6 protein-coding genes are annotated in these 14,650 nt (G+C 59.8%); all 6 read left to right on the forward strand.

Features of this window, described 5'->3' with window-relative positions:
- The first annotated feature begins 3 nt into the window (after positions 1–3).
- The gene (locus JW364_RS12085; RefSeq protein WP_240199004.1) at positions 4–2,790 is read left to right on the forward strand and encodes a hypothetical protein; all 2,787 of its coding nucleotides are present in this window, start codon (positions 4–6) and stop codon (positions 2,788–2,790) included.
- A gap of 2 nt (positions 2,791–2,792) precedes the next feature.
- Positions 2,793–4,292: a hypothetical protein gene (locus JW364_RS12090; RefSeq protein ID WP_205333627.1), complete on the forward strand. Its 1,500-nt coding sequence runs from the start codon at positions 2,793–2,795 to the stop codon at positions 4,290–4,292.
- 15 nt (positions 4,293–4,307) lie between these two features.
- A complete protein-coding gene (locus JW364_RS12095; protein ID WP_205333628.1) occupies positions 4,308–6,449 on the forward strand; it encodes a site-specific DNA-methyltransferase in 2,142 nt (713 codons plus the stop codon).
- Entirely contained in the window at positions 6,446–9,049 is a 2,604-nt protein-coding gene (locus JW364_RS12100) for a DEAD/DEAH box helicase (protein WP_205333629.1), read from the forward strand. Before JW364_RS12095 ends, JW364_RS12100 begins: the two co-directional genes overlap by 4 nt.
- 241 nt (positions 9,050–9,290) lie before the next feature.
- Positions 9,291–12,701, forward strand: a complete 3,411-nt coding sequence (locus JW364_RS12105; protein ID WP_205333630.1) for a serine/threonine-protein kinase — start codon at positions 9,291–9,293, stop codon at positions 12,699–12,701.
- Positions 12,698–14,080 carry a hypothetical protein gene (locus tag JW364_RS12110; protein ID WP_205333631.1) on the forward strand — a complete coding sequence of 461 codons (1,383 nt, stop codon included), beginning with the start codon at positions 12,698–12,700 and terminating at the stop codon, positions 14,078–14,080. The genes JW364_RS12105 and JW364_RS12110 overlap by 4 nt, the downstream gene beginning before the upstream one ends.
- Positions 14,081–14,650: the final 570 nt, after the last annotated feature.

Raw genomic sequence — 14,650 nt, forward strand, 5'->3', positions numbered from 1 at the left:
TGAATGGCGAGTTCGGAAGCATGGAAGTCCGTGCACGCAGTGTTTCGGGAGGGTCGATTGCCGGCAAAGGTGACGGGCGGCGCTAGTAGCGCTGTCGCGGCCTCCTCCCACGCGGCGTGCGCCCGCTTCCGCGGCACAGACCCCCTGATCACGGGTGTCACGCGGCGCAAACTCGCTGAACAGGTTGGCCATTCCAAGGGTCCGCAGAGCACCATCCCGCTCTTGCGCTGGGTGCGCGCCGTGGCATTCGAGCGCTTGATCCGCGACAAGCGATTCGCATCTGAGGTGGTCACTGTTTCGGTCGGCGCACTCGGCTTGGCGCGGCCGAATGCGGTCGTGGTCGCCGACGCCCACGTCGACGCCGACAGGACGGCGACGATTCTCGCACAGGCACACAAGGGGGCCGTCGCACACGGCAACGCCACGCTGATCCACCAGTTGGCTGTGCCGTTCCTCGGACTCGAAGGCTCGGGCGCCACCGACACTCGGCCCGATTTCGCCGTGGTCGCACCGAAGGCTCCGAACAAGGAAGGAGAGGTCGACGGTTCTTGGCTGATCGTGGGCGATGCAAAGGACTATCAGCGGGTCCGTTCGAAGATCGACGATGGCCGGCTCCTCAAGGGTTTCCTGCAGGTCGCGCTTGGCGCTGAATCGGCCGCCGCGTGGACGAAGTTGCCGGCGACCATGGACGTGCACGGATTCGGCATCCTCGCGGTGCCACGAAACGCCTCGCTGTCTCCGACGGCGGTGATCGAGGATCTGACGGACCACCGTGAAGAGGTCCGCATGCGCGTTGGCGAGCGCGAGGCAGAAGCGGAGAAGTTCTCACCGGGCATCAGGACCGACGTGCCGAGCCACCTGGCTCACTTGCAGGCGACGTTCTCGCCACACAGTTGCCCCAGTTGTGACATGTTCGTGTACTGCCGCGCGGAGCTTCAGAAGTCCACCGACCCGATAGACTTGCTAACCGAACTGGGGGTCAGTCCTGAGATCCGTGCATCTGCGGTCGGTTTGATCGACGGCATCACTCCTGTGGGTAAGGTCGGGCGTTCGGTTCGCCTGCAGATCGAGGCGACACTCACGGGAGCCGGCATGCTGTCGGGACAGCGGCGTCTCGACCCGATCGGCCTGCCCGGCACAGTTCACGTCGTGCTGGCGAAATCGGACGGCGCGGCGCTTGGTGTCTACGGACTCGCAGTCCAGCGCGTCACCAAGAACGGCGTCGAGCCGTGGCGAGTGGAGGTGTACCAAAACCCGGACGCCGACGAGACACGTCGATCGATCATCAAGCTTCTCGGCAGAGAACTGAACAGGGCGCTCACCGAGCAGTTCAGGGCAAATGCAACCGATCCCGATCCGATCCACCTGGTCGTCCCCGATTCGACGACTGCCGACATCCTCGTGTCGATCGCCGACAGCGTCGCAGGAAAGGAGCTGTCCCGGCTTCGGTGGGAGCGCGACAAGCACATGGGTCGACCGACGCTCACCTTCAATGGCGAGCCGGCGGTTGTTCCTCCGCGCCTTCCCGAGAAGGATCGTGTCGCTGTCTCGTTCTTGTTGGAGCAGGACCGAACCCGAACGATGCGGGGTAGATCGACCATCGTCGACCTTCGTGCTGTACTCGCGTCGCTCGTGACATCCGGTGGTCCGGCGGTGAACTCTCTTCGTCTCGATTACCTTGCGCCCTGGGCAGATCCGACGGAGCCTCCGATCGACCACCGCGCGCTCGCCGAACTGATCGAAAAATCGGATCATGCAGTCGGTGCGCAACTCGCCCCACTCCAATCCAACGCGATCCACGAAGCGTTCACCGGTGATCGGCCTGGGCTTCCTCGGCCGGCGAACCCCGCGGCTTACGACGACTTGATTCGCGACGAATTAGCCTACAAGACAGACGTATTCGACCGTGCCTTCTTGGTCTTGCAGGAACAGTTTGGGCGGTCGAAGATGCAGTTGGCAGTGCGCGAGGTCGAGGCAGATGCTCAGACCGTGTGGCGCCGACGCCTCACTCTGCACGCGTTCGACCTTGTCCGATTTGGCCGCACGAGTCACTGGTGGCGTGACGATGCAGTGAACCTCCTCGAAGCCGACAACACGTTCAACGCACAAGTGACAGTGATGACGAACCCACTGGTTGCCTACGACGCCGCACAGGACGCGGGCACTCGACAACTGGCCCTCGCCCGGGTGATCGACGACGCTCCCCTCACGGTTGAAGTCGATTCCCGTCGAATCCGGGACGAATCGCGGATCGTCGCGCTCCACCGGAACGGTGACGCTCTGGTCGAAGCTAACGACGTCACCATCAAAATCCAGAAAGGCAGCTTCAAGCTCTCCCACATGTCGATTGGCGAACTGACGGCGACCGGTGTGCAGCCGCGTCAATACACCTGGACACCCCACCACGACCCTGGATTCAGCGTCGGCGACGAACTTGTCGTCGCCGACTTCTCCTGGTTCTCAGATAATTTGAACGACAAGTGGCTGAATGTCCCACGACCGAGTGTTGACTCGTCTTCGGCGCCCAAGCAGACCTGTACACCCGACTCCTTCACCGATGACCCAGCCAACCACCAATGGTGCTGCAAACCTCACGAGGCGTCCGAGGCCGAGTGGTCGGACATCCTCGCAGGCCGCCGCGCTCGTGGCGAACTCAACCCCCAGGTGTGGCCACCGGTGATCGACTCTGATGCGTTCGACGTCAACGCCGCCGATGAGGACTTGCCCGATCCGGCCGACCGCCCTGCCGAGCAACCGCCCGATGACCTGACGATGGATGACATCGACTAGCCATGACCGTCACCTTCACACCACCAGCACTTGTTGCGGCCGACGCGTACCACCATTCGCGTGCAGCAGCCCAGAACGAGGCGGCAGCCAAGATCACCAAGGGCGAGCTCCTCGACGCAATCAACGGCAGCTCCGATATTCAGCGCATTCTGCTGAAAGCTGCTGCAGGCGCTGGTAAGTCGTTCCTTCTGCGTGGTCTCGTTCGCGACGCTGTGGCTCAGCCGCAGTGCCTGCGTGTCGCCGTGACTGCCTTCCAGAACCGGCAGTTGTGGCCGCTCGCCGCCTCGCTCGGGAACGAAATCGGGAAGACCAACGTCTGCCTCTGGGCATCCAAGAGGGTGCTCAATGACGTGCCGGACTGGGTGAAGACGGCGGCGACGGTCGTGGACTCCGTGATGGCGGTCCCCCAGGATGCGCCCGTCGTGCTGACTACAACGCACATGCTCGGCTTGACTCGACAGCACGTAAACAACCACTTCGGACCTGCTTTCCACGGCGACCACCGCTTCGACGTCCTCTTCGTCGACGAGGCCTGGCAACTCCCACACCATCTGTTCGACAGAATCACCTACACAGCGCCCATCCACGTGGGCGTAGGCGACGTCGGCCAGTTACCACCTTTGGAAATCGCCGAAAACCCGTGGCGCGGTGACCCGGGATTCAACCCCTACCGCGCATGGCCAACAACATACGAAGGTGACGACACCAAGACCTGGTCGACCGAGCTACCCGCAGTCTGGCGCCCAACCGGCGAGCAACTGGGACTGTGGCGGGCCTTCTACCCCGAATGGGAGTCCCTCAACTGCGTCGCCGCCCCAGGCGACCGCTCAATCAAGCTGGGCAATCTGTCGGGCGACGCGAAGGCGGTCTGGGATTCCGTCGCCACCGGCGTCCCTACACTCCTCGAAGTCGATGGATTGCCTGACGCCGAAGCTCCCGACGTCGACTTACCACTGATTGAGTTCGTTGAGACTCTCCTTGACGACCTCTTCGCGGCCGGTTTCACCCTGGCCGAGCAGATCTACAACGGCGACGGCACGCCAAGTGGCAAGACAAAAGAGCTGCAGCCCGGCGTAGACGCGGACAATCCGCTCGTCGCCATCCTCGCAACACGCAATCAAGCAGTCGACGACGCTGCCGACGCAGTAGCTCGCTTGTCCGAGAAGCACGACCTGACAGAGTCCGATCTGACCGCGTCGACCGTCGACTCCTGGCAAGGCCAGACGAACGGAATCACCATCGCCGTCCACCCGCTGACCGGTGCGTCAGAACTCGATGAGTTCAACTCGGCCTTCGGTCGCCTGGCTGTGACGTGCACACGCGCCACACACGGCCTCCTGATGGTGTCGCGACCCGGCCTCGACAAACTGTTGCAGGAGGCCCCCGCCCGTCCCGGCACACCGTTCGGCGAACCAGGCAACCGACACCTCCCGCGGCAAACCCACCAGCGGATCCTCGCCTCATTCACGCGAGGGACACTGACAGTCGCTCCCAACGAGTAAGAGAGAATTCGGTACGTGTCACGCCTCAACGACCTCCTGCGCCAAGTCGCCAACACCGACCCCCAGCTCGCGAAAGACCTTCAACGCGAAACCGACGCGCTCGCAGACCGACGCGCCTTCGGGCTGAACTTTGAGCGGCACGTCCCCGAGGCAGTTGAGTTGCCGGGTAGACCGGTGCGGAAGAACGACAAGGTACGCATCCTGCCTGAACGCGGCCAGATGCCCAAGAAGGAGAACGAACGCCTTTACCGGGTCGAGAAGACCTACAACGACGGCGGCGAACGGTGGGCCGACGTCGTGGCGGTAAACGACCCGGAGGAAGCGTGGTCAGTGATCATTGACGACCTGATCGTAGTCGCTGAGTTCCGTGACCCCATCTATCCCGGGCTCGTTTCTACCGGCAAAGTTGAGCGAGGCGGGGACAAGCCGTTCCACACCGTCATCAACGCTGAGAATTATAATGCGCTGCAGGCGCTGTTGTTTACGCACCGCGGCAAGGTAGACGCAATATACATAGACCCGCCTTACAACTCGGGTGCAAGAGACTGGAAATACAACAACGACTATGTGGAGTCGGACGACCACTATCGGCACTCGAAGTGGCTAGCAATGATGGAGCGGCGGCTGGAGCTTGCGAAGGAGCTGTTGAACCCGGACGACTCCGTGTTGCTTATAACCATCGATGAGAAGGAGTACCTGCGACTCGGTCTCCTTATATCGCAAATATTCCCAGAATCCACCACTCAAATGGTGACGACAGTAATCGCACCCTCGGGCCAGCCTAGGGGTAACCAAATGTCGCGAGTAGAAGAGTACATTTTCGTTACGTACGTAGGTGACGCTTCCGTTGGGCGCGAAGCCAGCATCGACGATCCAGACCCGGCGCTGACCACCGCCTCGGTGAGTTGGGAGAATCTCGTGCGGCGAGGTACGAGCGCAAGGCGATTGGACCGCCCGAATCAGTTCTATCCGCTGTTTATCGATCCTGCATCGCGCCGGATTGAACGAGTTGGCGATGCGCTGCTTCCCCCGAATGCAAATCGCGAGGGTGTTGTACCTCCCCGGGGACTGGTTCCCGTGTGGCCAATCCGGTCTGATGGTAGCGAAGGGCGATGGCGAATCTCGGCTGACGCATCGCGCCGGCTTCTCGAACGCGGTCTTCTTCGGCTTGGACGTCAGAACAAAAACTCTGGTCAGTGGGCTGTGAATTACGTCTTACAGTCTGATGTCGCCCGCCTTGACTCTGGTGAAATACGTATTGACGGCTACGCCGAGAATGGGTCGGCGATTCTTATTAGAACTACCTCGCTGACGTCTTCTGGAGTCGTGCCGAAGACTGTGTGGTCGAAAGATTCTCACAATGCTGGAAACTATGGAAGTGCCTTCTTGCGGCAGCTTATCCCTGGGCGGGCCTTCCCTTTTCCAAAGAGTCTTTATGCTGTTGAGGACGTGCTTAACCTATTCGTTGCATCGAAGCCTAGTGCAACAATTGTTGACTTTTTCGCCGGGTCGGGGACAACTTGCCACGCTGTAATGCGGTTGAACCAACGCGACGATGGGTCGCGCAGGTCGATCGTAGTCACAAATAACGAGGTGTCGGCAGAGGAGCAAAACTCGTTAAGACGCAAGGGCCTTCGCCCAGGCGATGATGAGTGGGAAAATCGAGGCATATGTGAGTACATTACGAAACCTCGCCTGAGTGCTGCGATTATCGGAAAGACGCCGGAAGGCAATCCAATTACTGGTGAGTATAAGTTCAATGGGATCAGTCCTATATCAGAAGGGCTTGCGGAGAACGTCGAATTCTTCACTCTTACCTATGAATCCGCAATGCGTGTTTCCAGCAATCGTGAGTTTGCCAAAGTTGCTCCCTTCTTGTGGTTGCGGTCGGGTTCGCGTGGGCGCCGCATTAGTGATATCTCAGACGGTTGGGACGTATCGGAAGCGTATGGAGTAATCGCCAATCTGGACCTGAGCGAGCCATTCATCAAAGCAGTGGAGGCGCAGGCGGGGCTGACGCATGCGTTCATTGTCACTGATGAGGATCGACTGTTCGAGGCGATGGTTCGCCAACTCCCCGAGCATGTTGAACCGGTGCGTCTTTACTCGTCGTACCTGCGAAACTTCGAGATCGAGGCTATGAGGGCGGCACGATGAAGTTCACCCTCAAGCCGTACCAGCGAACCGCGCTCGAGGACATGCTGGTTGCCTTGGACCGCGCCAAGACAGTATACGAGCGTGAGGCGACACCGACCTCGGTCTCGTTGTCTGCGACCACCGGTGCCGGCAAGACGGTGATCGCGTCCGCTGTCATCGAGTCACTGTTCTACGGGAATGATGACTACGACTTCGAGCGGGACGACGGCGCAGTGGTCATCTGGTTCTCTGATGACCCAAATTTGAACGAGCAGACACGCTTTCGGATCATGGAGGCATCCGACAAGGTAGACTTTACGGATCTTGTGACGATCACGGCACCGTTCTCTAAGCCGAAGCTAGAAGCGGGAAAGGTGTACTTCCTTAATACGCAGAAGCTTTCGAAGTCGTCGCTCCTGACGAGGGGACACGAGGTCGCTGCGGAGGAGGAGGTGTTGGAGGGAATGCACCCCTCCGCTCAGCCCGACATGCAGGGCTACACGATATGGCAGACGATCGCGAATACGATCGACGACCCTGATCTTACCCTCTATTTAATAGTCGATGAGGCGCACCGCGGTTTCGGAGCGAGCGCCAGGGTGACCCGCGAGAAGTCGACGATCGTCCAGCGGCTCATCAACGGGCACGCGGGATACCCGCCGGTATCGATCGTGTGGGGAATCTCCGCGACCATTGGCGACTTTAGAGAAGCTATGGACAACGCGGACGTGTCGGGCGACCGTCGTTACCTCCCGCCAGTTCAGGTCGATGGATTTGCAGTTCAAGAGTCCGGCCTGGTCAAAGACATTGTCAAAGTGGATATCCCGGCTGAGGCGCAGGCAATCGACATGGTACTGGTCCGTCGAGCCGCGAAGAAGCTGAAGCACTCGTCCGAAAGATGGAAGACGTACTGTGACATCCAGGGTCTCCCGGACGTTGTCCAGCCGCTGATGGTCCTGCAGGCACCCAACACCCCGGACCACGACAAGCTCGGAGAAGCACTCGACGTTGTCTTCGAAGAGCTACCCGAACTAGGTTCCGAATCCGTCCGACACGTGCTCGGCGAACATTCGATGCAGACATTCGGCGCGCACCAGGTCGACTGGATTGAGCCGCAGGTGGTCGAAGACCGCACGCACGTCCGGGTGCTCATCGCCAAGGACGCCATCTCCACTGGCTGGGACTGCCCGCGCGCCGAAGTCTTGGTCTCTTTCCGTCCAGCGAAAGATCACGACCACATCCAACAGTTGCTTGGCCGAATGGTGCGAACGCCTCTCGCCCGACGGGTGCCGGGTGACGACGAACTCAATTCGGTCGATTGCTTGTTGCCCTTCTTCGACCGCAAGACGGCCGGCGATGTGGTGAAGCTGCTGACGGCTCAAATCGATGGAGTTCCTGAGTCGACTCGAAAGATGGTCCGGGAAGAGTGCGTCATGACGCCCAACAACGCGGTCCCCGACATCGTCTGGCACGTGTGGGACAACCTACCGTCGATGACGATTCCGCAGCGAGGCACCTCACCTGTGAAACGACTTGCTGCTCTGGCACTCACGCTCTCAACCGATGGCGTCCGCCACGATGCGCTCGCCGAGATCGGTCAGCAGATCCACACTGTGCTCGACGAGTCCGCCGAACAGTACAAGAAGCGTGTGAAAGCGGCGACCGCTGAGGTGCTGGCCGTGCGCCTTCAAGAGATCTCCGCAAAATTTGGCGCGAAGGGTGTCGAGTACACCGACATCGTCGAGCAGGCAGACGACCGAGCCATACGTGCTGCGTTCGAGGACGCACGCAAGGCGTTCGGTGCCGATATAGCGATGGGCTACGTCGACCACCTGACGGTCGATGACGACAGCGACGACGCGCTGCGAGACGCGTTCGTGCGCGCAGCGGCACTGGCCTGCGTACCAGAAGTGCGTGAAGCGGTCGACACTGAATCCGATCACATCGCGGAAGAGTTGTTCGATGCGCATGCCGAGGCGATCAAGGAATTGCCGGACGATCGTCAACAGGAGTACCGCGACATCAACGCGCTCGCAGCGACACCCCAGATAGATCTACTCGGCCGGCCGCGAACGCGAATCGAGGATTACGTAGAGGAGCACAGTGACGGACAGTTGGGCCGGGCAGAGCTGGTCAGTTTGCACCTGATGTCAGACGAGGACGGCTACGCGCCGATCACCAAGTTGAACGACTGGGAAGGCGAGATTGTCAAGCACGAAATAGCTCGTCCAGGCGCGCTCGGCTGGTATCGCAACCCGCCACGCCAGACCGCCGACTCCCTGGGAATCGCCTATCGAGACGAGACAACCGGGAACTGGCGCTCAATGCACCCCGACTTCATCTTCTTCCACGATGTCGACGGCGAAGCCAGAGCCTCAATCGTCGACCCTCACGGACACCACCTCGAAGACTCACTGGTCAAGCTGCAGGCGCTCGCAACCTTCGCCGAGGAACACGGCGGAGCCTTCCATCGAATCGAAGCACTCAGCAAAGTCGGTGACGTGATGAAGGTCCTTGATCTACAAGACGATGATGTGCGGGCCGGCGTCCATGCCGGTGCCCACACCGTCGACTGGTTCTACAACTCTGAACTCGCGACCAACTACTACGCAGAACACTAGGCGGGCGTCAGGTCTGATCACGAATGGGTGAGCACCACCGATAGGAGGCGACGTGGCAGACACACAGGTCGACAGTTAATCCGATGCAAATCCCTCGGTCACCGAGGGGTAGCTCAGCACCGCACGCTGCGTGGCTCGCACCAGGGGCCTCCGGCTAGGCGCTGCGAGTGCACGCCCTGTCGGACCGATATGTTTCGATAGGTTTCTATTAGCCAGAGACGATGCAAAGGGGATCTAAGGCGTGCCCGACGTAATCGCAGACCACTACATGCTCCTGAAGGTCGAGCGGCGCAGCGGAACTTTCTCTATCGTCCGAAAGGCGATTGACGACCGCGATGAGTCGTTTGTTGCCGTCAAACTGTTGTCGGGTCAATCCGACGATGTAACTCGGAAAGTCTTCAACAACGAAGCGAATACGCTCAAGAGCCTTTCGCACCCGAACATAGTTCGCTGCCGCTGGTCTGGTGTGGACGAAACTGACACCTACGTTCTCGTCCTAGATTGGGTCGATCGCAATCTCGACGATGTGCTGAAGGCAAGTGGACCGTGGGATTCTTGGGATCGGCTGGCTACGGACATTGCATTGCCCCTTGTAGATGCCCTTGCCTACACCCATCTGAAGCAGATCGAGCACAGAGACATCAAGCCGCAGAATGTCCTTGTCTCCGACGCTGGCGTCCCATTGCTGGCAGACTTTGGGATTGCGAAGATCCGCGCGGACGAACAGACGACTTCAAATACAGTCGAAGCCTGGCATTCAAAGCCGTACGCTCCACCCGAACTGAACGCTGATATCCGCTACGTGCGCGACGTGTACTCGATGGGTGTCCTCCTGATCCAATGCATGGCGACGGAACAACTCAAGGACCACGCTGATATCGAACGGACCTTGGATTCCATCCCAGTTCCTCCTGAAGTTCGGCGCGTGCTCGGCGCGTGCATTGCCACTGAGCCCCATGACCGCCCCAAGAACGCCAGCGATCTTCTGCAGACGCTGAGGGTCATCCAGCAGCGCAGGCTGGCTCATCATCAGGTTGCTAGGAACCAGGTTTGGCTTCGCCTCACAAAGTCCGCAGTTAAGGCGCTAGCGGGAGGCGATGATGCGCGGCAGGAGGCGATCAGCAAGGCCAGCGAGGACCTGTCGGGAGATATCTACGCCTCCTTCTACAAAGACCAGGAAACAGGTGAACTACAGCGCGACAGCATCCGCGTCGACGGGCAGGCGTGGAGCTTCACATTGAAGACTGATGACAGCGGCGCCGTGGTCATCAAGGCGGCGGAACTTGACTTCGAGAGACTCGAGAATCACAGGCGGCGTGCCCTTCTCGTGCCCAAAGTCTTCGATTGGAAATTCAACCAACCAGCCAGTCTTGCTTCTGCCAAGACCGGTATCGCAACCTTGATTGACACGATCGACGAGTTCCACGAGGGCGTGGGCAATGCGGAAGAAGACGGTGGTGAAGAACGAGTCGGCAATGAACTGTTCGACACTTGGCGTCGAGTGCTGAATGCCCGTGAGGAGCTCGCCCGCGGGGAGAAGCGGCCGCTTCCCTACAAGAAGTGGCGGGCCCGCGGACGCGAGGCGACGTTCACCCTCGAAGCACCGGTCGATGACGATTTAGTGGGAACCGAATGGCGCGTGCGGGATCTGGCGACCGACTGGAAGCTTGGATGGGGCGAAGTCATCGATCACGAAGGTGACCGCCTTGTGGTTCTGAGTGCCAGACGGTGGGAAGGGCTTCCCACACGCGCAGTTCTCGACCCGCACCTTGGACCTGACGAGGCTGCGCTGAATCGGCAGCGTCGGGCCGTAGACGACGTTCAGCACGACAAGTCGGTCCGCTCAGACCTTGGGCGGTTGCTGCTCGACCCCGGCATTAACGCGGAGCCGAAAGCGATCTCGATCAAAAGGTGGAACCGTCAACTCGACGATCGGAAGCAGGAAGCCATCGAGCGAGCGATGGGCTCACCTGACATCTTCGTTGTTCAAGGACCACCGGGTACTGGCAAGACGAGCTTCATCGCTGAGCTCGTGGAGCAGACGTTGCGTGCGAACGCGCAGGCGAGGGTGCTCATCGCTTCACAGACCAACGTTGCGGTGGACAACGCACTGCAGCGTCTCGCCGACAGTGGCCAGTCCAGCATGGTTAGGCTCGCGAGCGCCGATCAGAAGCGGGTAGATGAATCAGTAAGGCACCTGTTACTCGATGCTCAGATGAAACGGTGGGCACGAGCGGTACGTAAGAACGCCGAGGGCCACCTCGGATCGCGTGCCATCGAAGCGGGTTTGGTGCCGTCCCACCTGCGAGCGGCATTGGCACTCCAGCAGTTGTCTACCACCCTGGCGCAACTCGAGCAGATCCAAGACGCGCGCCTTGATGACCAGGAAGAGCCGCGGTCGGAGCTAGCCGGCACGCTGTCGGAGCGAACGTCCTCAGCATCGGTACAGGAGAGAGCCGATGCTCTCGCTGACCTCCGTGATGAGTTGGTCTCGGAGGCGCAGACCGAGCTCGGTGGCGACCTGACACTGTCGTCGGACATGAATCGCGAAGATGCGATTAACGCTGTTGATGCCCTCATCGGAGGAAGTAGCGATGCACAGAAACTCCTTGCCCGGCTGAAGCTTCAAGCTGAATGGCTTCAACGCATTGCCTCGGATTCTGGCCTCGCGAGCACTTTCCTCGATCAGACGAGCGTGATCGCGGGAACTTGTGTCGGCTACCTTAGGCACCCCGCTGTGCGTCATCTCGACATCGACTTGTGCATCGTTGATGAGGCATCTCGAGCAACTCTCACCGAAGCGCTGGTGCCGGTCTCACGCGCCAAACGCTGGGTTGTAGTCGGCGATACTAACCAATTGCCGCCGGTCGACGAAGACCTCCTGCGGAATAGGGACCTGATGAACGACAATCAGCTCCTCCCGGAAGACGTGAAACAGACCCTCTTCCAACGATTGACGGACCGACTGCCGGAACACTCGCAAGTGATGCTGAATCGCCAGTACAGGATGATCCGTCCTATCGGCGACATGATCTCGACCTGCTTCTACGGTGAAGAATTGCACTCTCCGAATGACGCTGAACTCATTGGCTACTCTCTCGGCTACGGTAAGCCCGTACTCTGGCTCGACACGTCAGCCCACGGTGACTCTCGCCGAGAGGCTGCTCCCCAGGGCAAAGGCAAGAGTTTCGCGAACCGTGCGGAGGCTCGCATAGTGATCGACCGGCTGGTGGTGCTGAACGGGGCAATTGACAAACAGGTCGTTGGCTTGCCGGATGGCCGCGACAAGTTGGAGGTCCTTGTCATAGCGCCGTATGTCGCGCAAGTCGCCGAGCTAAATCAACAGATCGCTCCCCTACTCGGCCGGCTACGGCATTTGTCAATAACCGTCATGAGCGTCGATGCAGTTCAGGGCCGCGAGTCCGATGTCACCATCTTCTCAGTGACACGCAGCAACGCCACTGCCGCGCTGGGCTTTATCGGCCCAGATTACTGGCGCCGCATTAATGTGGCGCTCTCCCGTGCTCGATTCGGCCTCACCATAGTTGGAGACGCGGGATTCATCAGAGGCACGACCGGCGCCTTGAAGAAAGTGCTCTCGTACGTCGAGACGCATCCCGACGATTGCGAATTGAGGACCGCTGAGCGATGAGCCTTACCTCTGCTGATACGATCCGGCGGCGTTTCGGTGATCAGCGACCGGGACTGCAATTAATCAGCGTGGTAGATGCCGCCCTACCGGTAACGATGCTCCGCGTGGACGTGTTGGCGCAGGAGCGCAAGCCGCTACCGTTGCTAGAGGAGTTCGTCCTTAGATTCGTGCACGCGGGGGTTGGCGATATTGATGAGATCGCCGCACTCCTTGGTCTGCAGCGCGACCAGGTTGTGAGCACTGTCGCCGACCAGATCAGCTCCAACAACCTCACCAAGGATCGGACCGGAAAACTCGTCCTTACCGCGCTGGGCCTAGAAGCAGCGCGTGAGGCTGCAGCAGTACAGCCCGTCCTGACCCAACTCAACGTGCCTTTCGACCGGCTCGTCTGGAACCCCCAAAACTATGCACGGTCCAATCTAATCAAGAAGCGGGACGCACAAGACGTAGGCCTTGAGCTTTTGCCCGCCAAAAAGAGCTCAAGAGTCGACTTGAATGACCTCGCCGTAGAGCGTTTCAACGAGTTAGTTGAGTCCCGCGACGACAGAACAAGGCAAGTCGAGGTCTTACGTATTCGCAAGATTGCGTCGCAGAACTTGCATCTTTACATGCCGGCCCAGCTGCTGGTGTATGGAGACCCTGATTCCGGGGAGGTCGATTTAGGACTGTGCGTGGATGGAGATCTCCAGCCTGCTCATGGATTGGAACTAGCGGCTGTGGACGCAGTCGCCAGGCTGGGGATCTCGGTCGCACGACCAAACCCCCGGCCCACCCTGTCTCCGGAGCTCGAGGCACAGCGGATCGCAGGCGATCAGGTCGAAATACTCAGGGCCTCTGGTGATTTAGGAATAGCGAACGAAGACGAATCTGAGAAGAGTCCGCAAAGTGTCGAGAGCATCGCGGTGCGCGGTGTTGACGTGCACGAGCACCCGGATCTTCTCGCTCAAGCGCTTAGGAGTACAAAAAGACGACTGTTAATTATCGCGCCATGGGTGAAGGGCGCAGTGGTCAACACGGACTTTCTTGCTGCCCTCGAACGACGACTCCGAGCTGGTGTCGAAGTGCATCTCGGCCACGGGTACGGACCAGATGACAGCGGGTCCGACGGTTTTGCTTTGCGCAAACTCAATAACCTCGCAGCTCGGTACGACAATCTACGAATTGTTCGCCTCCAGAACACTCACGCAAAGATCCTGATATTCGATGACCAATGGATCACGACGAGCTTCAACTGGTTGTCGTTCAGAGGTGACCCGAACCGGACGTACCGCATGGAAGAAGGCACTCTCGTCCTGATCAAGAGTGAAGTCGACAAGGCCTTCGCGCGGTACGTCTCTATCCTCGACACAGATGGGGCAGATCCCAGAGCACCCGTCTGACCTCGGTGAATCGCCTGTTGTTGACAAGTGATCGCCGACTGCTTGCCGAGTTCGCTCTCTCGGATGGGGTTGAGGATCAAACAGGCAGTGGCCCGAGGAGTCGTAACGGGACCTCGATTCGCCTGGTGTGTCGCGGTCGGCTGGCCGTTGACAGTCGCGGACGCCAAGACCCAGGCGCTTGCAAGATTTCCTCAAGCCTGAGTGCCGGTACATCATTCCAACTGTGCCCGCTGCTGCGGCTGCAGCGCGATGTAGCGAGGATTGACGGGACACTCTGTTGCGACCTTCGATGACGCTCATCGGGTTTCAATGAGCGAAATCGCGGCATTGCGCTACTGTGGCTCGCTCAATTCCTGCTCGTTGTTGTCCGCGTCCGTGGCACGCTCGAACGTCCAGGATCGGGCGACTTCGGCTGCCAGGATGCCCGTGAGGTGGACCGCGCCGGTCAAGCCCCTGGTAGTGGTGTAACTGGTTTTTGATCCTTCGTTGGTGATCAGGCGGGTAGTTGCATCAGTTCATCGGTGCTCACCTCCGTGGTCGAGCTGGTGCCGGTGTCGGTGGTCAGTGTGA

Origin of the sequence: Gordonia sp. BP-119 (genome assembly GCF_016924115.1) — a bacterium.
Lineage (GTDB): Bacteria > Actinomycetota > Actinomycetes > Mycobacteriales > Mycobacteriaceae > Gordonia > Gordonia hongkongensis.